We start from the raw sequence: 21,576 nt of genomic DNA, 5'->3' as shown, positions 1-21,576 counted from the left end.
CCGGTGGGCTCACTTGCGGCCGGGGGTCCAGTTCATGCCCCAGCCGTAGGCCTGGTCGATGGTGCGCTGCGGGCTCACTCCGCGCTGCGGCACGAGGTAGTGGGCCTCGCGCTGCACGGTGAGGTCGCCCCCATTGCTGGTGATGAGCGCTAGTGCGCAGACCGTGGACGGGACGGTGCATTCGTCGAGCGAGAAGTCGATCGCGGCGCCGTGCTGTGGCTGAAGGGTCACGGTCGCGTGCAGATCGGCGAAACTCCGGGCCCCTTCGTAGATGGTGACGAAGATCAGGATCCGGCGGATCCTGGCCTTCTGGTCGAGGTTGATGGTCAGGTTCTCGCCGGAGGCGACGGCGCCGGTCCGGTCGTCGCCGTCGAGGTGGATGTACGGCGGCTGCTGAAGGGCTCCGAAGGCGTTTCCGAGCGCCTGCACCACGCCCTTGCGTCCGTCGGCCAGTTCGTAGAGGGCACAGAGATCAAGGTCGAGATCCGCGTGGTTCGCGACGGCCCTGCCGAGTTTGCTGCCCCATCCCTTGAACTGCTTGCGCATTTCCCAGTTGAGATTGACGCGCATGGATCCCGAAGTGCCGCCCTGCTTCGCCAGCGAGACGGACGGCGCCTCCTTGGTGAGTGTCACCTTGGTGAGCCGGACGGGCTGGGTGACGGGCGGCGCCGGAGGCGCGGGAGGGACAGGAGATGTCATCGGTGCGGCGGCCGCGGGCTGGGGGTACTGAGGCTGCGGCGGCGGCATGGAGGGGACCCGCGTTGCCGGGTTGGGCTGTTGAGGTTGCGCGGGCGTTTGGGGCTGAGGAGCCCTTTGCGGTTGCTGTGGTTCATCGACGGAAATCCCGAAGTCCGTGGCGAGGCCTTCGAGGCCGGTTCCGTATCCCTGGCCCACGGACCGGAATTTCCACGAGCCCTGACGCCGGTAGAGCTCCCCGAGGATGAACGCGGTTTCGACCGTGGCGTCGGCGCTTTCGAACCGCGCCAGTTCGGAGCCGTTCGCCGCATCCAGGATCCGTACGTACAGGCCTGTCACCCGGCCGAACGTGCCGCCGTCGGCCGAGGCGGCCAGCACGATGCGCTCGACGACCGGCTCCACCCGTGCCAGATCGACGGTCAGGGTGTCGGTGGTCGCGCCGCCGGCGACTCGCTTGCCTTCGTGGCGTACCGCACCGGATGCGTGGGCCGGCTGGTTGTAAAAAACGAAGTCCGCGTCACTGCGCACCTTTCCCGATCCCTGGAGCAGGAGCGCCGAGGCGTCGACGTCCGGTGTTCCCGGGGCGCTGTGCCACCCCAATTCGACGCGCACGGCCTGTGCCGCCACTGGAACGTTGGTTCCTTTTAGCATGGTCATGCTCGCCCCCATCGCGAGTCCGGCTGCCGAGACCTATCCCGGTCAACCTAATGCCCGTCCCACCACAGAACCCACTGCGGCACCGGGAGGCGCCCACGCACCCACCGGCAACCCCCCGTAAACTCGCTCTTTACACGATCAAGATGCGTTCCGGTGCCCTTTTTTCCCAAGTTCGCTCGCATTGGGGATCCTGGTTCACTCACAACACGTCAAACAACCCTCTTATCGGGCTCCCCATTCAGCACATCGTGGGCTTAACTTAGGTGGCATGACCTCCCCTCGCTCCACCTACGGCGGCGGCTACTACGCCGCACCGTCGTTCCCTGATACCCCGATCTACGACTCGTTGGTCGCGGAGCGGGGAACCCCTCAGATCGCGCCGATCCGAGTGCCTGCCGCCTACGACACCGGCAACAGCTATCTCCCGGCCCTCCCGGCTGCCCTGCCTGCTCTTCCCGCGGCGCCTTCCCAGCCCAGTCCGCAGTACGGCTACCAGCAGCCGGCGGCGCAGCAGGGCTACCCGCCGATGCAGCCGGCGCATCTGCAGCACGCGCCCGCGCCGTACATTCCGCAGCAGCCGATCGCGGGCCGCGGCGGCTACCAGCAGCCCCCGCAGCAGCAGCAGCGGCCCGCGCCGGGTACCGGTTACGAGTCGATGCGCCCGGCGTCGCCGCGGCCGGCCCCCGCGCAGTCCCCGTACGAGGACCCGTACAACCGCCCGTACCAGGGCCGGGGGTACTAGCGGGCACTGCCGCACAAGGGGCGGGCTGTGCGCGTTGGCTGACGCACTGGACACCCGCGCCCTGCCGTACCGAGGCCCGTCCGCAGTGATCCGGCCGGAGCTCCGACGGCACTGACGACCGGCGAAACCGCAGTCGAGCCATGGGGACTCGACTGCGGACCTCGCCCGATTCCTGCCGATGCCCGCGGCAGAAGCCCCGTAGCCGGGGAGCAGGGCCGACGTGACGTCATTCGGGTCGGGGATCCGGTACGAACGCCGTCCGGGCGGCCCTGCCCGGACGGGAACTCTCGTGGACGCCCGGTGCGTTGGGCCGGGTGAGAATACTCTCTCCGCGCTGCTCCGGCGCGCGGACCGCACCGTATCGGGTCGAGGCGGATACGGAAGGGGGTGCGGAACTGTGCGGGCGCTCTCGGGAGTCTGGCGTTGGCGGCGCAACCCCCTGCGCCGTGCCACGGACCGGCGCGAGGCGTGGGTGGCCCTGGTCGCGTTCCTGCTGCTCGTACTGGCGGCGCCGGCGCTCGGCTGGCTCTTCGGGTCGCGCGCCGATGACACACTCCAGGAAGCCGTTCGGGCCCAGCAGGCCCGGAGCCATCTCACCACCGCCGTCGTGGTGCGCCGGGCGACAGGGGCACGGCGCTTCGTGGCCGACCCCGAGATATCCACCGACCGGGCGGCCCTGACCACGGTGTCGGCCCGCTGGCAGGCACCGGACGGCACGGCCCGCAGCGCCACGGTGACGACCTCCTCGCGCAATACCGCGCCAGGGGCCCGGGTGCGGATCTGGACCGACCGGGACGGGCAGCCCACGCTGCGCCCCATGGACGCGCCGACGGCGCACACCCATGCCGTACTGGCCGGGTTCGGCGCGGCGATGCTGGCCGCCCTGCTGATCGAGGCGGGACGGCGTCTGATCGTATGGCGCATGGTGCAACAGCGGTACGAGCGGCTCGACCGGGCATGGGCCGAGGCCGGTCCGGACTGGGGCAGGACGGGCACCGGCAGCTGAAGAGCTGCTGATCGGGTCAACTGCCGCCCTCCACGCGCGCTACGGTGGACCGGCCCGCCCGTCACTTCGGCAGGCGGACCCTGGGTGGTCACTGCCGCGAGGCCGGTGACCCGGGCATCACACACGCACGAGGCGGGGGCACAACAGCGCCATGGCACAGGGCACGGTCCAGGTGACGCACACCGGCACTTCGCGGTGGCGGCGCCGCACTGGCGAATACGCTTCCCTCACCGCGGCGCTGGAGGCGGCGGCGGACGGTGATGTGCTCACCGTCGCTCCGGGCACCTACCGGGAGAATCTGGTCATCGCCCGCGCGGTGACGCTGCGCGGGCCCGAGGGCTCCCTCGGATCCGTCCGGATCGCCCCCGTCGACGGCGTACCGCTGACCCTCTGTGCCTCGGCCGTCGTCCTGGATCTGCATGTGGAGGGTCAGGACTCGGCTGCCCCCGCCCTGTTGATCGAGGAAGGCGCTCCGGAACTCGCGGACCTGCGGATCGTGACCCGCTCGGCCGCCGGTATCGAGGTGCGGGGGGCGGCCCGGCCCACCGTGCGCCGCTGCACCGTCGACAATCCGGCCGGCGTCGGCATCGCCGTGCTCGAGGGCGCGGGCGGTGTGTTCGAGGAGTGCGAGATCGTCTCGGCCGGCCAGGCCGGTGTCTCGGTGCGCGACGGTGGGCGCCCCCGGCTGGAGCGCTGCCGCGTCCACCACTCCTCGGGTGCCGGCCTGTCCGTCACGGGCGAGGGCAGCGGGCTGGAGGCGGTCGGCTGCGAGATCTACGAGATCAAGGGCAGCGGAATACAGGTGGCCGCCCGCGCCTCCGCCCACCTCACCAACTGCACGGTGCACCGCACGTCCGCGGACGGCGTCACCCTGGACACCGACGCGGTTCTCACACTGGCCGACTGCGACATCCACGACATCCCGGAGAACGCGGTGGATCTGCGTTCCCGCTCGATCCTCACCCTGACCCGGTCCACCGTGCGCCGGTTCGGCCGCAACGGGCTCTCGGTGTGGGACCCGGGTACCCGGGTCGACGCCAACCAGTGCGAGATCCACGACAGTACGGGCGACTACCCGGCGGTCTGGGTCAGCGACGGGGCGACCGTGATACTGGACTCCTGCCGCGTCCACGACGTGCCGGACGCCATCTTCGTGCTCGACCGGGGCTCGCGCGCCGACGTCGTGGACAGCGATCTGTCCCAGGTCCGCAATACGGCGGTGTCGGTCAGCGACGGGGCGACCGCGCAGCTCGACGACTGCCGGATCCGGGAGGTGTCCACCGGTGCCTGGTTCCGCGACCACGGCAGCGGCGGCACCCTGAACAACTGCACCATCGACTCCGCCCAGACAGGCGTGATCGTCACCAAGGGCGCCGATCCGACGATCGAGCGCTGCACGGTCACCTCGCCGGCCGAAGCCGGTTTCTATGTGTCGGCCGAGGGCCGCGGTACTTTCCACAGCTGCCGGGTCACCGGGAGCGAGGGCTACGGCTTCCATGTGATGGACGGCTGCCGCACGACGCTCACCCGGTGCCGTACCGAGCGGTGCGCCCGCGGCGGCTACGAGTTCGCGGAAGGCGGTTCCCACGGCGACGGGTCGGGCACCGGGCCGGTCGTGGAGGACTGCACCAGCGACGAGAGCGCGCTGCGCACCGCCACCCCCCCGCCGCCCACGGTCCTGACGGCGACCCAGACGACGCCGGGACTGCTCGGCGCGGTCCCCGCACCGCGCGCGGTCGAGCAGGTCGCCGTGGAGGAGCCGGCCGAACCGTCGCGCACGTCCGAGGCGGTGCTGGGCGAGCTGGACACGCTGGTCGGCCTCGACAGCGTCAAGCGCGAGGTGCGCGCCCTCACCGACATGATCGAGGTGGGCCGGCGACGCCGGGAGGCCGGTCTGAAGGCCGCCTCGGTCCGCCGCCACCTCGTCTTCACCGGCTCCCCCGGTACCGGCAAGACCACGGTGGCCAGGCTGTACGGCGAGATCCTGGCCTCCCTCGGCGTGCTGGAGCGGGGCCATCTGGTCGAGGTGTCCCGGGTCGATCTGGTCGGCGAGCACATCGGCTCGACCGCCATCCGTACCCAGGAGGCCTTCGACCGGGCGCGCGGCGGGGTGCTGTTCGTCGACGAGGCGTACGCCCTGTCCCCGGAGGACTCCGGCCGGGACTTCGGCCGGGAGGCGATCGACACGCTCGTGAAGCTGATGGAGGACCACCGGGACGCGGTCGTCGTGATCGTCGCCGGGTACACCCACGAGATGGAGCGGTTCCTCACCGTCAACCCCGGCGTGGCGTCCCGTTTCTCACGGACCATCACCTTCAGCGACTACGAGCCGGAGGAACTGCTGCGGATCGTCGAGCAGCAGACCGAGGAGCAGGAGTACAGCCTGGCCCCCGGGACCGACGAGGCGCTGCTGAAGTACTTCACCGAGCTCCCCAAGGGGCCCGCCTTCGGCAACGGCCGTACGGCCCGTCAGACCTTCGAGTCGATGGTGGAGCGGCATGCGGGGCGGGTCGCCCAGCTCGCCGAGATGAGCACGGACGACCTCACCCTGCTGTATCCGGAGGACCTTCCGGAACTCCCTTGAGTTCGCGGCGGGACTCGTCGGCCTGATGGGGCAGGACCGGGAGGAGCCGTTCCAGGAGCGCGGCCCGCTCCTGGCCGAAGACCGGGTCCGCCTGGTAGTCGGAGTGGCCCAGCACCGGTTCGGGCAGCGGGTGTTCGGGGGTGCGCCCGTAGACCAGCGGGTCCTTCAGCGGGCCCCGGTCCACCTCGGGCCCGGAGTCCATGCCGAGCCGGACCTGGCCGCCGATCGGGTCGGTGGCCCGCCACAGGTTGCGCCAGCAGTGCACCGAGCGGTGCAGCCCGTGCAGTTGCGCGGGCCCGAAGTAGGCCGGGAACCAGCGCCCGTAGAGCCGCTCGATCGGTGAACCGTAGGTGAGCAGGGCGACCCTGCGACGGGTCTCGGCGGGCAGTTGCCAGACCGCGGACGCCGCGAGGACGCTGCCCTGGGAGTGGCCGGAGATGACGAGCCTGCCGCGGGTGCGTGCGGTCCAGCCGGACATGCGTGAGGCCAGGTCGGGGACGGCGCGCTCGGCGTAGCAGGGCGGTGCGAAGGGGTGTGCGGCGCGTGGCCAGAACGTACCGACGTCCCAGAGGATGCCGATGGTGCGCCGGGCGGCGGCGTCCCGGTAGGCGCGTCGGCCGCAGGCGACGAAGACCAGGAAGCCGAAGCCGATCATCCAGGAGCCGGTCGACTGCGCCGCCTCGGCCACCGATTCGACGAAGGGGCTGCTGCCGTCCATCGCGAGTCCGGGAACCTGTCCGCTCGCCCAGGCCCCGCCGACCGCCGCGGCGCCGAGCAGCAGGGTGGCGCCGGAGACCAGGCCGAGCATGCCGGGCGCGGAGTCGGTGAGCGCGGCCGTGGCCCGGGTCCGGGCGATCTGCTTGGTACGGGCGGGGTCGGGCCGCGACTCCTCGTACTCGGCGTCGACGACCGGCTCCAGCCGGCGGGCGGTGAGGTATGTCCGTACGCCGAGCGCGATGCCGGGCACCAGGAGCAGAACCAGCAGTACGGGGATGACGGAGGCCTGCCAGCTGAGCAGCACCGGCGGGCCCTCTATGACGGCGCTGCGTCCCATGCCGGGGCTGCCGGGTCCGTCGAGCCAGTCGGCGACCCGCTGGGCCACCCCGCCGGTCATCACGCCGCCGAGTGCGCAGGCGAGCATCGCGACCGCGGGGCCGCCGAGTCCGCGCATCACGGTGCGCGGTTCGGGGCTGCGCCGGTACAGGCTCCACGCGACCACGGCCAGGGCGACGACCAGGGCGCCCTGGGCGAGGGTGACGACGCGGAACACGACGTCACCGGGGAGCGTGCCCGCGGAGACCCAGCCGGGACGCGACCAGGAAGCGTGCACCGAGGCCAGGACGAGCAGGATCAGTGCCGCCCCGGGCAGGTATGTGATGACGGCGCGGTCGAGCCGGTTGTCGAGGCGCCGTTCGCTCCGGCCGCGTCGGCAGACGACCCAGAGCACCACGAGCATGCCCAGGACGAGCAGCGCCTCGATCAGCCGGCCGTACACGGCGGGGACCGGCCCCTCGGCGGAACGGTCGTGCCGGGCCGCGGCGCCCGCGACGGAAGCGGTGACGGTCAGGAACCCGGCGGCAGTGTGGGCGGCGCGCAGCCGGGCGACGAGGCGGCGCCCGAACCAGAATCCGGGGCGTCCGAGTGCGGGCCGCAGCGGCACGGCGGCGGGTGCGGCGCCGGATTCGGGGGCGGTGCCCGGCTCGCCGTCGTCCGGGACCGTGCCGGTCAGCGGGCGCTGGGACTCGTAAGCGCTCCAGGTGCGGTTGGACAGGTACCAGAGCAGTCCCACCAGCGCGGTCGGCACCAGGGCGGCGAGCGCGATCCGGCGGCCCGGCTGAGACCACCAGCCGCCCTGTGCGGAGGACAGGAATCCCAGCCATGACCGCTGGTCGGAACAGACCGGCACGCCGGCGCACTGCCAGGCCGTCAGGTCGAGCGCGACCTCGCAGGCCGCGGCCGTCAGCAGGACGGTGAGGCTCAGCGCGACGAGCCGGACGAGCGCGCCGTAGAGCCGGATGGTGCGGGGGCGGCCCGTTGCGGCCGGGCGCATCCAGTGGGCGAGGTTGATCACCATGAACGGGAGCAGCAGGAGCCACAGCGCCCGGGAGCCGTTGCCGGACGTCAGGTTGGACCAGCAGTAGGCCTCGGGGATGGGCCTGTCCCGGTACCGCTCGGGGTGCTGTTCCGCGTCGATGTCACCGGAACACCGGTATATGGCGGCGGTGGCGTCACCGGTGACCCTCACCGTGCGCGGGTCGTCGAGCATTTCCTGGGGAGTGGCTCCGCCCACACCGTGGACCAGCAGTTCCAGTGCTGGCCCGGTGGCCTGCGGGGTCTGGGTGGGAGGTGGCACTGAGGTGACTCGCTCTCGAAGTGGGAAGGCGGCCGATGGCCGGTCACCGGAATCGCGGCTGAGCGACGGTATCCGTACCGCTCCCACGGAATCTCCCCAGTGCGGCGGCCCGCGACACCGCGTGGCAGGATGACCCCGTCCGAACGGACTCCTGCACGGCCAGAGGGAAGGACCGGACCCGGCGTTGAGCGAGAATCAGAATCTGCTCGCGGAGCAGCGGCGTGCGCTGATCCTCGACGAGGTGCGCAGGCGCGGCGGAGTCAGGGTCAATGAGCTGACCCGGAAGCTGAGCGTCTCCGACATGACCGTCCGCCGGGACCTGGACGCACTGGCCCGGCAGGGGGTCATCGAGAAGGTGCACGGCGGCGCCGTACCGGTGGTCGAGGCGAGTACGCACGAACCCGGTTTCGAGGCCAAGTCGACGCTGGAGCTGACCGCCAAGGAGGACATCGCACGGGCGGCCGCGGCGATGGCCGTGCCGGGCAGTGCGATCGCGATCTCCGGCGGCACCACGACCTACGCGCTCGCCCAGCACCTGGTGGACGTACCGGACTTGACGGTGGTGACCAACTCGGTGCGGGTCGCCGATGTGTTCCATGCGGCGCAGCGTCCGGGATCGCCGGGCGCCCGGTCGGGTGCCGCGACCGTGGTGCTCACCGGTGGCGTGCGGACGCCCTCCGACTCGCTGGTCGGCCCGGTCGCCGACCAGGCGATCGCCTCGCTCCACTTCGATGTGCTCTTCCTCGGTGTGCACGGGATCTCGTTGGAGGCCGGTCTGTCCACGCCGAACCTGGCGGAGGCCGAGACCAACCGCCGTTTCGTCCAGTCGGCGCGGCGGGTGGTGGTGGTCGCCGACCACACCAAGTGGGGCACGGTGGGCCTGAGTTCATTCGCCACGCTGGAGCAGGTGAACACGTTCGTCACGGACGCGGGCCTGTCCCCGGCGGCCCGCGAGGAGATCGAGGAGCATCTGCCCGGTCTGGTGGTCGCGGGCCGGAACGCGGACGGCGAGCCCGCGCAGGGCTGAGCCGCGGATTCCACGCGGCTCACGACGGGGCTGCGGATTCCACGCGGCTCAAGGTGGCGCTGCGGATTGCACGCGGCTCACGACGGGGCTGCGGATTCCGCTCAGCTCGCGACGGGGCTGCCACGGCCTAGGATCGTGCTGTGGCCGTCTTCCGGATCGAGCGTTTCACCCCTCTGCCCGCAGCCGAGTCCTGGCGCCGGGTCACGGACTGGGAACGGCACGCCGCTCATGTCCCGCTGACCACGATCACGGTGCCCGCCGGGCTGCCGACCCGGACCGGGACGGTCTTCGTGGCACGCACCGGAGTCGGTCCGCTGGCGTTCGACGATCCGATGGAAGTGGTCCGGTGGTCCCCGCCGTCCGGCAGCCGGGCGGGGATGTGCCGTCTGGAGAAGCGTGGCCGGGTGGTGCTCGGCCGGGCGTCGATCGATGTCTATCCCACCCATGCCGGCTCCCATGTGGTGTGGGTGGAGGAGCTGAGCATCCGGCTGCTGCCGAGGTGGGGTGATCCGCTGATCTCCGGCGCGGGCCGACGGGTCTTCGGCCGGGTGCTCGACTCCATGCTCGACCGGCCCGGGCAGGGGTATCACTGACCGGCGGCCGCACATGTGCAGGGGTTGAGGGAAGCCTGGAGCAGGTGATGTGACCGTCACACGATCGACTCGTTTGTCGGTGTGACGGTTTCCGCCCACGGCTCAGAAGGCACCGAATTCATGCCGATCCACCAACCACAGCAACGGTCCTCCGGCAGCGGCGAACGCCCCGGCGTCCCCCAGGCCGAGGCCGCGCTCGTGGAGCACTATCCGCGTCTCGTCCGGCTCGCCTATCTGGTGCTGCCACCGGCGCTCGGCCGGCACCGCAGGGTGCTGGCCGCCCACGCCTCGGTACAGCGTGCGCTGCCCGGGGTGCGTACGGTGCCCGAGGCGCCGGCCCCTGCCCGGATTCCGGCGCAGGCCCGCGATGCCGCGCACCGGACCGCTCCGCGGGACGGCGCCACGTCCGCGTACGCCTGGATGCGCGTGCGGGTGCTGCGTACGGCGCTGGCCCACGAGCGGCGGCCGCGCTGGTGGCCGGGGCGACTTCCGGCACCTGCCGCGCTGCGCCCCTCGCTCCCGGCCGTCTGGGGCCTGCGGCTCTTCCCGCGTGCCGGCGGCGCGGCCGAACTGGCGCTGGACCAGGCGCTGTCGGCGGTCCCCGCAGCCGTCCGAGCGGCCTTCGCGCTTCGGCTGCTGGAGGAACTCGACGAGCCCGAGGCGCAGGCGCTGCTCGCGCGCGCGGGCGCGTTGGACCCGGCGGGGGCGGTGCGGGCGGCCGGGCTGCTCGGGGGCGCCGACCGTGCGGGCACCGAGGCGCTGCTGCGCTCCGGGGAGTTCGACCCGTGCGTGCTGCAGACGCGCCCGAACGATCTGCTGCGGCGCAGACACCGGGTGCGGGTGACGGCGGGCGTCGCCGCGCTGTGCGTGATGGCGGGCGGCGTGGTCGCGCTGGCCGAGGAGGGCTCGGCGGTCCGTCTCCCCGACGGCCGGAGCGCGCTCGCCCCCGCCCTCGACCCGGCGACGCTGCTGCGCACCGCCGCCGAGGACTGGGCGGACACCGCGCGCATCGACTTCACCGCATGGCCTGTCCGCGGTGACCGTGCCGACGACCGGGCCCTGCTCGGCCGGGCGCTGCGGACCTGGGGCCGAACCCCGCGGGACACCCCGGTCTCGACCACGCCCGGGACCCTCCCGGTGCCCCCGGTCCAGCCGCCGCAACTGCTGTACGCGGGTGAGGTGGACGGTGCCGCCGTGGTGCTGTTCCACGACGGCGGGGTACGGGTGGTGCGCTACGCGGAACCGCTGTCCGGGCCCGGCGCTCCCGCGCTGGACTTCGCCCGGACCGATGGCGCGGACGTGACAACGGGCGCGGCCGTGGTCGTCAGCCGCAGGGGTGACCGTGCGCGCTTTCTGCTGGCGCCCTGGATCTCCGGGACGACGACCCGTGATCTGCTGAGGCCGAACACTCCGGCGCGTGCGCTGAAGGTGGGTGCGGACGGCGTCACCGCCGCCGTCGCGCGTCCGTCCCCCGGCGGCAGTTGTGACGCCTGGCCGGTGATGCAACTGCGTTCCTCCGAACGCATCGTGGAGAAGCACGCCTTCCTCGTCACCGACCTGGGTGATCCCACCCCGGCCCACCTCACGTTCACACCGAAGCCGGGCGGCGGCGCACCCGCACGGCAGCCGAGGGAGGCGACGGGTGGCCCCGCCCTGCTGAGCTGGGCGCGCACCGCGTGTTCGCTGCGGGCACTGCGTGGCACCGGCGTCCGTGCGGTCAACAACTGGGACTTCGCCGAACAGCGCCTCCCGGAGGGCCATGCCCCGGCCCAGTGGGTCTGCACCCGCGCCGACACCTGGCAGGGCCCCGGACGCGTTCTGGTGCAGTTCCTGGGGCCCGACCCGTCACTCACCGCGCCGGGGACCGTGGTGGGCGAGGAGCGCGACACGGCCTTGTGCAGCCGCTTCGGTCAGCACGTCCTGGCGGGCACGCACTGGAGGGCATCCTCCGGTCGGTGGTACGTGCTGGCCGCGGGGAGCCGAGCGGTGAGCCGGATCGAGGCCGCCGGGGCGGTCCGGGGCACGGCGAAGGGCACGACGCTCGCGGTGCGGGCGCCGAGGAACGCCACGGTGCAGCTGACGGGCCGGCTGCGGGAGGGCGGCTCGCTCACAGCGGTGCGGTGACAGCAACTCGGTGATCAGCGTGCCGTGTCAGCAACTCGTGATCGGCGGCGCGGTGACAGCCGCACCATGACGTGGTTCGCTTCCCTCCGCACGTTCCGACGCCGCTGCTACCCACGGCATCTGACGGTACGCCAGATATGGTGGGTCGCGGCCGTCCGCCGCCGACAGCACGGGAGGTGCGTTCCATGGCACGCCGACTCCGCTCCGTGGGCCTCGACTTCGTCGAGTCCGCTCCGCTGCGACTGGTCTTCGCCGCCGAGGTGGCCGCGCCGCCCGATGCCGTGTACCGCGCCCTGGCCGATGATGTCGAGGGCTGGCCCGGCTGGTTCACCCAGGTGACGGCGGCGCGGCCGGTCGACGCGGGCGCGGGCCGCGAGGTGCGGCTCCGGGGCGGCATCGCGTTCCGGGAAACGGTCGTCGCGGCGGAACCCGGCCTGCGGTACGCGTACCGGGTCGACGCGTCCAACGCCCCCGGACTGCACGCCCTGTTGGAGGAGTGGCTGCTGGCCCCGGCCGGTGCCGGCACCCGTGTGCAGTGGACCTTCGCCGCCGACGGTTCGCCGCTGTTCCGGTTCCTGATGCGGCGGGGACGGGCGGCGGTGGGCAGGTCGTTCCGGGACGCGGTGCGCAACCTCGACCGGCGGCTCCCGGCGGCCGGGGCCTGAGGCGCGTCGCGTTCCGCGTCCGGTGGATCAGGCCGCGCCCCCCGCCTGGCCGGGCCAGTTGCCAGTGGCCAGGAAGTGCTCGATGGTACGGGTGTACGGCACGATGTCCAGACCCTGTGTGGCCAGCCAGGAGTCGGAGTAGTACTTGTCGAGGTAGCGGTCACCTGGGTCGCAGATCAGTGTGACGATGCTGCCGGTACGGCCCTGCGCGAGCATCTCGGCGACCAGTTTGAACGCACTCCACAGCCCCGTCCCGGTGGAACCGCCCGCCTTGCGGCCGATGGACCGCTCCAGGGCGCGCACGGCCGCGACAGTGGCCGCGTCCGGGACCTTCATCATCCGGTCGATGGCCCCCGGGACGAAGCTCGGCTCCATCCGCGGCCTGCCGATGCCCTCGATGCGCGATCCGCAGTCGCTGGTGGCAAGGGGGTTGTGGTGCGTCCAGCCGTCGAAGAAACAGGAGTTCTCCGGGTCGGGCACACAGACCCGGGTGTCGTGCTGCATGTAGTGCACATAGCGCGCGATGGTCGCCGAGGTACCACCGGTGCCCGCGGTGGCGACGATCCAGGCGGGCTCGGGATACCGCTCCAGCCTCAACTGCTGGTAGATCGACTCCGCGATGTTGTTGTTGCCGCGCCAGTCCGTGGCCCGCTCGGCGTAGGTGAACTGGTCCATGTAGTGGCCGCCGGATTCCGCCGCGAGGGTGGCGGACTCCTCGTACAGCCTGCGCGAGTCGTCGACGAAGTGGCAGCGACCGCCGTGGAATTCGATGAGCCGGCACTTCTCGGGGCTGGTGGTGCGGGGCATCACGGCGATGAACGGCACCCCGATCAGCTTGGCGAAGTACGCCTCCGAAACGGCGGTCGAGCCGCTCGATGCCTCGATCACCGGCTTTCCGGGGCGGATCCAGCCGTTGCAGAGCCCGTAGAGGAAGAGCGAGCGCGCAAGCCGGTGCTTGAGACTGCCGGTGGGATGCGTCGACTCGTCCTTGAGATAGAGGTCGATGCCCCAGCTCTCGGGCAGCGGGAAGCGCAGCAGATGGGTGTCGGCGGAGCGGTTGGCGTCGGCCTGGACCTTGCGCACGGCCTCTTTGAGCCAGGCCCGGTACGCCAGGTCCGTGCGGTCGATGTCGACGGTCGCCACGGCTTCGCCGTCGTGCCTGTGCTCACTCGTGTCCATCAGCGCGCTTCTCCTCGTACGACCGGTCTCGGCGCGCCCCACGATATTCCCCCTACCTGCACAAACATTGACTTTGATAGTCCATAGCCCTGCCTTGGTGTTGCGTGCGGGACCCCGTGGGCGCCTGCGCGGCGCAAATGCGTCATTGCGCCCCGCCCCGGTCTGGTGCACCCGAGCGGGGTTGTGCACACTTTCTCTCAGGGGCGCGACGAAGGGGGCGAAGAGGTCATGTCCGAAACGGAGTTCAGTGAGACGGGTGTACGGATCGACCGGTGGGCGCGATCACTCTCAAGGGCCGGGCAGGTGACCGTCAAGGACGGCCGGGTCGCCCTGCTGACCAGTTACGGCCGGGAGATCGACAGCGCACCGGTGGGGACCGTGAGCGCGGGCAGGGCGTGGTTCGCGGGCGGGGACGCGACGGTGGCGCGGGTCAACGGGACGCGATACCGGCTGACGATGCCGCGACGCCCCGGAAAGTCCGACGGCGCCGGTCCCGCGCGCCGGTTCCTCGAAGCGCTACGCAACGCGGGCGGCGAACGGGACTGACGCGGCGGCACAACGGACGGGGCCGGCGGGGCGGGGCGGACGAAGCGGGGACACCGCGAGTTGCGGAGTCGTATCCCCTGAGCGACATTGGAGACACGTCACTCATGGTTAACCGGCGGTGACTCTGTGATCCAGCCCGCCGGCCCGGAATCAGCAGCCAGCCATCTGCTGGATCCGTCCCTTCGTCTTCTTCCGGACCTATTTCGGGGAGTCGCAGCCGTGATCAGCGAGCCAAGCAGGCACTGCACGGTGGAGCTCCAGGCCCTGCCGTCGCGGATCGGTCAGGTCCGCAGAATCATCTCGGCGCAGTTGCGCTACTGGCATCTCGATCCCTTGATCGACCATGCAGCGCTGGGCGTCACGGAACTGCTGACCAATGTCCACCGGCACGCACAGCCGGACAAATCATGCACCGTCGAGATCGAGTTGCTGCTCGAACGGCTGACGGTGTCCGTCCATGACCACGACCCACGGCTGCCGACCGTGCGCCAGGCCGACGACTCCAGCACATCGGGGCGCGGCCTCGCGCTGATCGCCGCGGTCAGCGAGAGCTGGGGCGTCCGCCCCCGGGGCGGAGCCGGGAAGATCGTCTGGTTCACCCTTCCGGCCCCTTCCCTGTTCGCCGTCCAGCCACCGCATTCGGTGTACGGGGCGACGACCGACGGGCCGTTCGACCTGAGCGGCATCATGTCGCCGGAGTACGTGCAGCCCTCGGTGGCACGGTCCGTTTCGGTCGGCTGACGCAGTAGGAGCGGGCGCCTCTTGAGGCGTCCGCTCGTCATCGTTCACGACGTGAGCCGCCACTACGCGCTCGTCGGTCACCCGAACGAACGGCGAGATGCGCCCTCTGGACAAGCCGCGCCGAGGCACGACGCGTCCACCGGTCCGTACTCCGAGCCCTTGGCGCCGGCACCGGTCTTCCCTCTCGCGCCGAGAAGGTCAACGACGCGGTCAGGGTTCGCAGCCGCACGTCGGGACTGATGGCGCACCCTCGCTCGGCGAGCAGGGGCCGCACCTCACCGATAGGCCCTGACTGACAGCCGAGCGGTCCACGCTCCACCTCTGCACAAGACCGAGAGGATGGCCATCGCCCCTGGGCTTCCGGCCGCGTCAACGGGTATGACCGTGAAACGGTCAACCCACCAGTTGACCGGCAACTCGCACGAAGAGTCGATGAATCGCCATCAATTGTGTGATTGCACCGCAGCGTGCTCCCCCCGTAGCGTGGTGTGCGCGCGGACGGCACCGCTCCTGCCGACCGCCCACGGGGAACGGGGATCACGGGGATGATCCCGGGGCTGACGTCATGTCACGCGCCCGCGCTCGACCGACGCGGGTACGGCACGCCCGGTACGGCACGCATGTGTCAGCTCCGTCCACCGTTGGCGCATCCCGCGCACACGGCATCACGACCAACGGAGGACACCACACCAATGCACATGCGCACCCTCTTAACGTCGGTGGCTCTGACCACCGCGCTGTTCGCCGGTTCCGTCGCCCCCGCGACGGCCGCGCCCGCCACCGTCGCCCCCGCGACGGCCGCGCCCGCCACCGCGAAGGGCCCCGGCGTCTTCATCACCAACGGCGATCGCGTGCACATCTCGAGCACCCCGCCGCGCACGGCGTCGGCCCACGCCTGGTGGACCCACATCAGCGGCCCCGGCACCAAGGCCAAGGTCACCATCTGGCTGCAGATGAAGTCCGGCAAGAAGTGGCACTCGGTCGCCAAGAACGCGAAGAACCTGAAGTCCGGCAACGGCGGCAGCGCTCGCCGGGTCGTCGCGCGCAAGAAGTGCACGAACCTCAGCAAACGCCAGTGGCGCACCAAGATCGACGTCGACCTCATCGGCGTGAGCGACTCGCCGGAGAAGGTCTACACGAAGCCGGTCACGGTCAAGTGCGGCGTCTGATTTTCTGGTTACGCCATCGCACCCGCTTGATCCAGGAGTACGACCATGAGCGACACCGGTCCGGGCGCCACCCTCATCGTGGGACTGCACGGGGTACTGGACCGTCATCCCTGGATCGACCGGGTGAGCGCCGAGTTCGACCTCGAAGAGGACGTCTTCAGCCTCGCCGTGAAGCGGGCGTCCGCCTACGCCTGGAGCTCCACCGCTCTTACGGACAACCCCGCCGACAACTGCTGGGACCACAACGACGCCGACGGCGACTGGACACAGGACGGGCAGGTCCGCCAGCTGGCCTGGCTGCAGTCTTCGCTGCCCCGGCCCGTGAACACTCCGGGCAAGAGGCAGCGCGCCCGCCGCCTCCCGATCCTGCCCGTCATCACGGTCCTCTCGGACGCGCTACGCCGCGTCGGCACCGTCCGCCTCACCGGCGCACACGCCCTCGTGCCGCTGCACCGTGCCGGGGACGCCCGCATCGAACTCGCCGAAGTGGCGGACTGGTTCGCCCTCGCCGACCCGTCCGGCGCGGCCTCGCTGACGGTCACCGTGTCCGCCCTGCCGTCGGCGAACCTCGCCGCGCGCGCTACCGAGATCCGCGAGGCGGCGCTTGAACGCACGTACCGGCACATGACGGTCGAGCCCCTCAAGCCCGCCGGCACGATGACTGCGGGACTCGCCCGTCCCCTCGCCGGGGTGGTGCAGGCCGAGGGCCTGCGCCGGGCGCTCGCCTTCCGCTGCGACGTGCGCGAGTGGTCGACGGATGTGGCCGCGTGGACGACGGAGGTGTTCGCGGACTCGACCCGGGCGGTGACGGGGCTATCGGGCCCGATCCTCATCGCGGTCTCTTCGGATGTCCGAGAACCGTAGGCAGTGGGAGACAACTGGCCACCCGTCGGCCTGTCCAGCCGCCGGTCTCGTCGCGAGGACAGTGGGCGACGGAATCGCGGCCGCAGCTGGATCCCTAAGATGGCGGACGGGGCGGAACCGTAGCGCAGAGGTCGTCGCGCGCGGTCTCCAAAACCGCGAGGACGCCGGTTCGAATCCGGCCGGTTCCGCCTTCCCGACGGCCTCGCCGAGGCGCACCGCCCCCGGCGCAGCCGTGAGCCGCCCGTTACCGGCGGCCTCGGAGAGTAGCGGCCGGTGCCCCCACCCCCTGTGGCGGCGGCTCAAGGCCGCTAACGACCCGGACCAGCTGAAGAAGGACTTCCCGTTCATGACATGAAGTCCACCGCCGTCTTTCAGTTGGCTTACCAGAAGCCCGGCGACGACGGCCTCCTGCACTCCACCGCCAACGCCCACGAGACCCAGTGGGACGTCAAGGACCTCACCACCGACATCGCCACCGCTCTCTTGCCTGTTTCGGCGATTGCGGCCGCCCGGGCTGTGCGGGCCCCCGTCCCGGCCCGCTTCCACCGGAGGACCGGTATCGAGCCGTCGCCGGGGTCGTTCGGGTCGACGTCGACCAGGTCTTGGTCGGCCATCACCTGCTCCAGGAACCGGGAAGGCGACGCTGGGGCAGCGGGTAACGGGGGCCGGGATGCTGGGCTGCGGGCGGCCGATCCTGCGGCGGGGGCGGGGGATGAGCACGATGAACCTTTCTCCGCCTCCGTTGATCGCGGTGTTCTCGTCGTGCCGGAAGATGCCCATGCGTGTGCCTCTCAGAGATGGATGTGTGGTGGTACGGGTGGCACTGTCGCCACCCGTGCGGCGCGCCGTCGTTCCTGCCCTCAGGGCTGCGGCCGCCCCGGGTGTGGCCCCGTCCTGGCCTGCGTGGCCGGAACGGGGTTCGCGCTAGCTAGTCGGTGGCGATGGCGCGGAGCACATCGAGCCGTGCCGCCCGCCTGGCCGGTCGCCAGCCGGCCAGGGCACCCGCGGTGACACTCACCAGGGCGATCAGCAGGAGCCTGAGCGGCGGGAGGGCGAAGGCGAACGCCGTGTCGCCCGCCCCTTCGGACGCCTTGACCAGCACCCAGCCGAGGGCACCGCCCAGCAGCAGGCCTCCCGCCGTACCGAACGCGGCGACCAGCACGGACTCCCAGCGGACCATGGCCCGCAGCTGCCTCCTGGTCTGTCCGACGGCCCGCAGCAGACCCAGTTCCCGGGTTCGTTCATGGATGGCCAGGGTGAGGGTGTTCGCGATGCCGAGAAGGGCGATGAGCACGGCGAGTGCCAGCAGTGCGTAGACCAGGGTGAGCATCATGTCGATGCCGCCCGCCGAGGACTGTGCGTACTCTCCGCGGGTCTGCACATCCGGGTTCCCGTATGCGGCGGCGGTCTTCGCGACCGCTGCCTTCCCGTCGGCGGTGGACACCCCTGCCTTGAAGGACACAGCGATCAGTGAGTCGGAGTCCTGGGCGCGATGAGGCGCCCACGCCTGCCGGGTGATCACATAGTCCCCGGCCAGTTCCGACTGCCCGAAGACGGCGCGGACGGTGAACGTCTGTTCCTTGCCGTCGGTGAAGGTCAGCCGGGCGGTGGAGCCGGTGTGCAGTCCGCGCTTGCCCGCCTCGGTGTCGGAGACCGCGATGCCGTTCGTGCCCAGCGACTTCATCGTCCCGTCGACCTCGCCGAGGTCGAAGACCCTGGCCAGCGCGGCCGGGTCGGTGACGGTGAGGGCGCGCCCGGAGCCGTTGACCTCCGCGACGCCCTTTCCGAGGCCCACCGCGGTGTCCACGTCCGGCAGCCGGCCGACGGCCGGGGCCAACTGCGGGCTGAGACCGCTGCCGCCGGCTCCGAACGCGGGTGCGCTGATGGCGACGTCACCGGCGAAGGAACGGTCGACCGTCTGATTCATGGTGGCCTTCAGCGAGGCTCCGAACACCGTGAAGAGCGAGACCACCGCGACACCGATCATCAGGGCGGTCGCGGTCGAGGCGGTCCGCTTGGGACTGCGCAGCGCGTTGCGCCGGGCGAGGTGGCCGGTGGCGCCGCGCAGTCGGCCGAGCGGCGCCCCGAGGAGGCGTACGGCGTACGTGGAGGCGACCGGACCGAGTACGACGAACGCGGTGAGCGCCAGCACCGCGCCGACGACCGACAGCCAGACGGACGGGTTGACCAGCGCACCGGCCAGGACTACGGCGACCGCGGCGAGCAGCAGCCCGAGCCCGGTGACGGCACGGGGCCGGGAGGCCGCCGAGTCGTCGACCGCGGTCTCCCGCAGGGCCGCGAGCGGTGCGGTGCGTCCCGCGTGGACGGCGGGCACGAGGGCGGAGCCAACGCAGACGACGAGGCCGACGCCGAGTGGCAGCAGCATGGACACACCGCTGATGACGAGGGATCCCGCCGGGAACGGGAATCCGATCGCCGGGAAGAGCGCCTGGAGTCCGGCGGCGATGCCGATGCCGCCGGCCAGACCGGCCGCGGAGGCGATCACGCCGACCACGGTCGCCTCCACAAGGGTCGAGCCGAGGATCTGCCGCCGGGAGGCCCCCAGGGCACGCAGCAGGGCGTTCTCCCGGGTGCGTTGGGCGACGACGATGGCGAAGGTGTTGTGGATGGAGAAGGTCGCGACGAGCAGCACGATGCCGGAGAACACCAGCAGCAGGGTGGTGAACAGGCTGAGGAAGGCGCCGGAGATCTTGTCCTGGTTCTCGGCTGCCGAGGCCTGCCCGGTGATGGCCTCGGTGTTCGGGGGCAGGACGGGGCGCAGCGCGTCGACGAGTTCCCGCTGACTGGTGCCGGCGCCCGCGCGAACCTGGATGCTCGACGCCTGGCCGGGCTTCGGTGTGAGGTGCTTCTCCGCGTCGGCGAGCGTCATCCCGGTGTACGTGACCTGTGCCATGCCGTCCTCGCCGCCGAAGGTGGCCAGGCCGACGACGGTGACATGTACCGGGTCAGGGGTACGCAGTACGGTCGTGTCGCCGATCTTCAGCCCGCCCTTGTCGGCGGTGCCCCGGTTGACGACGACCTCGCCGGGCGCGGCCGGGGCCCGTCCCTCGGCGATCCGGTAGGGGTTGAGCTTCGGGTCGCCGATCCAGTTGCCCGCGAGGGTGGGTGGTCCCTGGCCGCCGATGGGCTTGCCGTCGGAGCCGATCAGCTGGCCGGCGCCCTGGATGTCGGGGGCGACCGCGGCGACCTGGGGAAGCTTCGCGATCGGCTGCACGAGGGCGATGCTCACCGGCTGCCGGGTGCCCTCGGAATCGCCCGAGACCGTGACGACGTTGGTGCTGCGGACGACCGCGTCGGTGCCGCTCGCGGCGTTGCCGAACATCGTGTCGAAGCTCGCGCGCAGGGTGTCCCCCATGATGAGCGTTCCGGTGAGGAAGGCGACGCCGAGCAGCACGGCGGTCAGGGTGCCGACGAAGCGGCGCCGGTGGGCGCGGAGCGCGGAGAGGCTGAGGCGTACGGAGGCGCCGGTGCTGGTCATGCGGTCCCCTGGGTGTTCGGCGCGGGGTCGAACGCCTTGAGGCGGTCGAGCACGCGTTCGGCGGTGGGGTCCGGCATCCGGTCGACGAGCCTGCCGTCGGCCAGGAAGACGACTTCGTCCGCATGAGCGGCGGCGACCGGGTCATGGGTGACCATGACGACGGTGCGGCCGGTCTGCCGGACGGTGCGGCCGAGCAGCCGGAGCACTTCCTGGCCGGAGCGCGAGTCGAGGTTGCCGGTCGGTTCGTCGGCGAAGACGACTTCGGGACCGCCCGCGAAGGCGCGGGCCACGGCGACCCGCTGCTGCTGGCCGCCGGACAGTTCGCTGGGCCGGTGGTGCAGGCGGTCCCGCAGCCCGACGGTGTCGATGAGCGCGTCCAGCCGCGCCTGGTCGGGGCGCTCCCCCGCCAGGTCCATGGGGAGTGTGATGTTCTCGGCGACCGTCAGCGTCGGCAGGAGGTTGAACGCCTGGAAGACGAATCCGATACGTCGGCGGCGCAGCAGGGTGAGCCTGCGGTCGTCGAGGGTGCCGAGTTCGGTGTCGCCGATGTAGGCCGCCCCCGAGGTGAGGGTGTCGAGGCCGGCGGCGCAGTGCATCAGGGTGGACTTGCCGGAGCCGGAGGGCCCCATGATCGCGGTGAAGCGGCCGGCCGGGAAGTCGACGCTCACCCCGTTCAGGGCCCTGACTTCGGTGTCGCCCGTGCCGTAGAGCTTCACCGCGTCGACGACCCGGGCGGCGGTCGTGGTGCCGGTGGTCGCGACGGTGGCGGTCATGCCGCACCGCCCTTGCCACGGATGCCGAACTGCTCGTCGAGGACGGAGAGGCGGCGCCAGTACTCGTCCTCGTCGATCTCCCCGGCGGCGAAGCGGCGCCCGAGCATCGCGATCGGTGAGGGTTCGACGGGTCCGCCCTGTGCGGCTCCGGCCTGCCAGGGGCCGCGTCGGCGGCGCCATACGGTGCGACGCGCGACCGTGACGACACCGATGACGGCGGTCGCCCAGATGAGCGGGAGGAGGAGGATCCACGGTCCGGGTCCGCCATTGAAGGCCAGGGTGTTCATCTCGGTCAGCTCCTCGTTTCAGGGTTCTCCTGCACGTCTTTCTGTCGCTTCCGAGCCTGTCTCCGGGGAGG

Annotated in this window: 17 protein-coding genes and 1 tRNA gene; 12 read left to right on the top strand and 6 right to left on the bottom strand. The window is 71.4% G+C overall.

Annotated features, from left to right (window positions below):
• Positions 1–9: 9 nt before the first annotated feature.
• Positions 10–1,365 (bottom strand): TerD family protein, encoded by a 1,356-nt coding sequence (locus tag FHX80_RS30660; RefSeq protein WP_145767762.1) that lies wholly within the window; start codon positions 1,363–1,365, stop codon positions 10–12.
• Positions 1,366–1,621: 256 nt separating this feature from the next.
• Here FHX80_RS30660 and FHX80_RS30655 point away from each other — a divergent pair, with 256 nt between their 5' ends.
• The 3 genes from FHX80_RS30655 to FHX80_RS30645 all read left to right on the top strand — a co-directional run bounded on the left by FHX80_RS30655 (position 1,622) and on the right by FHX80_RS30645 (position 5,685).
• Positions 1,622–2,095: a DUF6643 family protein gene (locus tag FHX80_RS30655; RefSeq protein WP_145767761.1), complete on the top strand. Its 474-nt coding sequence runs from the start codon at positions 1,622–1,624 to the stop codon at positions 2,093–2,095.
• A gap of 397 nt (positions 2,096–2,492) precedes the next feature.
• Positions 2,493–3,101 carry an Rv1733c family protein gene (locus tag FHX80_RS30650; RefSeq protein ID WP_145767760.1) on the top strand — a complete coding sequence of 203 codons (609 nt, stop codon included), beginning with the start codon at positions 2,493–2,495 and terminating at the stop codon, positions 3,099–3,101.
• 151 nt (positions 3,102–3,252) lie between these two features.
• Positions 3,253–5,685 (top strand): right-handed parallel beta-helix repeat-containing protein, encoded by a 2,433-nt coding sequence (locus FHX80_RS30645; RefSeq protein ID WP_145767759.1) that lies wholly within the window; start codon positions 3,253–3,255, stop codon positions 5,683–5,685.
• On the opposite strand, the gene FHX80_RS30640 is transcribed toward FHX80_RS30645, so the two are convergent.
• Positions 5,645–8,038 carry a hypothetical protein gene (locus FHX80_RS30640; RefSeq protein ID WP_244318684.1) on the bottom strand — a complete coding sequence of 798 codons (2,394 nt, stop codon included), beginning with the start codon at positions 8,036–8,038 and terminating at the stop codon, positions 5,645–5,647. The genes FHX80_RS30645 and FHX80_RS30640 overlap by 41 nt on opposite strands.
• A 184-nt stretch (positions 8,039–8,222) precedes the next feature.
• On the opposite strand from FHX80_RS30640, the gene FHX80_RS30635 reads away from it, so the two are divergent.
• The 4 genes from FHX80_RS30635 (at position 8,223) to FHX80_RS30620 (ending at position 12,447) form a co-directional block, all read left to right on the top strand.
• Positions 8,223–9,065, top strand: a complete 843-nt coding sequence (locus FHX80_RS30635; protein ID WP_145767757.1) for a DeoR/GlpR family DNA-binding transcription regulator — start codon at positions 8,223–8,225, stop codon at positions 9,063–9,065.
• A 140-nt stretch (positions 9,066–9,205) separates the two neighbouring features.
• Positions 9,206–9,658 carry an SRPBCC family protein gene (locus FHX80_RS30630; protein ID WP_145767756.1) on the top strand — a complete coding sequence of 151 codons (453 nt, stop codon included), beginning with the start codon at positions 9,206–9,208 and terminating at the stop codon, positions 9,656–9,658.
• A gap of 120 nt (positions 9,659–9,778) precedes the next feature.
• Positions 9,779–11,782 carry a hypothetical protein gene (locus tag FHX80_RS30625; protein WP_145767755.1) on the top strand — a complete coding sequence of 668 codons (2,004 nt, stop codon included), beginning with the start codon at positions 9,779–9,781 and terminating at the stop codon, positions 11,780–11,782.
• 185 nt (positions 11,783–11,967) lie between these two features.
• A complete protein-coding gene (locus FHX80_RS30620; RefSeq protein WP_145767754.1) occupies positions 11,968–12,447 on the top strand; it encodes an SRPBCC family protein in 480 nt (159 codons plus the stop codon).
• 27 nt (positions 12,448–12,474) lie between these two features.
• Here FHX80_RS30620 and cds1 read toward each other — a convergent pair whose 3' ends face one another.
• On the bottom strand, positions 12,475–13,626 hold the full coding sequence (gene cds1, locus FHX80_RS30615) for an L-cysteine desulfhydrase Cds1 (protein WP_145767753.1): 1,152 nt from the start codon (positions 13,624–13,626) through the stop codon (positions 12,475–12,477).
• Between the two features lie 228 nt (positions 13,627–13,854).
• On the opposite strand from cds1, the gene FHX80_RS30610 reads away from it, so the two are divergent.
• From FHX80_RS30610 to FHX80_RS30585, 5 genes are all read left to right on the top strand, one after another.
• The gene (locus tag FHX80_RS30610) at positions 13,855–14,172 is read left to right on the top strand and encodes a hypothetical protein (protein WP_145767752.1); all 318 of its coding nucleotides are present in this window, start codon (positions 13,855–13,857) and stop codon (positions 14,170–14,172) included.
• A gap of 219 nt (positions 14,173–14,391) precedes the next feature.
• The gene (locus FHX80_RS30605; protein WP_208764834.1) at positions 14,392–14,913 is read left to right on the top strand and encodes an ATP-binding protein; all 522 of its coding nucleotides are present in this window, start codon (positions 14,392–14,394) and stop codon (positions 14,911–14,913) included.
• A gap of 698 nt (positions 14,914–15,611) precedes the next feature.
• Positions 15,612–16,082 carry a hypothetical protein gene (locus FHX80_RS30595; protein WP_244318682.1) on the top strand — a complete coding sequence of 157 codons (471 nt, stop codon included), beginning with the start codon at positions 15,612–15,614 and terminating at the stop codon, positions 16,080–16,082.
• 45 nt (positions 16,083–16,127) lie between these two features.
• A complete protein-coding gene (locus FHX80_RS30590) occupies positions 16,128–16,946 on the top strand; it encodes a hypothetical protein (protein WP_145767750.1) in 819 nt (272 codons plus the stop codon).
• 113 nt (positions 16,947–17,059) lie between these two features.
• Positions 17,060–17,134: transfer RNA gene (locus FHX80_RS30585), tRNA-Trp, on the top strand.
• 740 nt (positions 17,135–17,874) lie between these two features.
• Here the strand turns inward: FHX80_RS30585 and FHX80_RS30575 are convergent.
• From FHX80_RS30575 to FHX80_RS30565, 3 genes are read right to left on the bottom strand one after another with little or no spacing between them, the layout of a single operon-like run.
• Positions 17,875–20,445 carry an ABC transporter permease gene (locus tag FHX80_RS30575; RefSeq protein ID WP_145767748.1) on the bottom strand — a complete coding sequence of 857 codons (2,571 nt, stop codon included), beginning with the start codon at positions 20,443–20,445 and terminating at the stop codon, positions 17,875–17,877.
• Entirely contained in the window at positions 20,442–21,218 is a 777-nt protein-coding gene (locus FHX80_RS30570) for an ABC transporter ATP-binding protein (protein ID WP_145767747.1), read from the bottom strand. Before FHX80_RS30570 ends, FHX80_RS30575 begins: the two co-directional genes overlap by 4 nt.
• A complete protein-coding gene (locus tag FHX80_RS30565) occupies positions 21,215–21,505 on the bottom strand; it encodes an SHOCT domain-containing protein (RefSeq protein WP_145767746.1) in 291 nt (96 codons plus the stop codon). The genes FHX80_RS30570 and FHX80_RS30565 overlap by 4 nt, the downstream gene beginning before the upstream one ends.
• Positions 21,506–21,576: the final 71 nt, after the last annotated feature.

It is taken from the genome of Streptomyces brevispora (genome assembly GCF_007829885.1).
GTDB classification, from domain to species: Bacteria; Actinomycetota; Actinomycetes; order Streptomycetales; family Streptomycetaceae; genus Streptomyces; species Streptomyces brevispora.
This window is presented reverse-complemented; position numbering and strand designations above follow the sequence as displayed.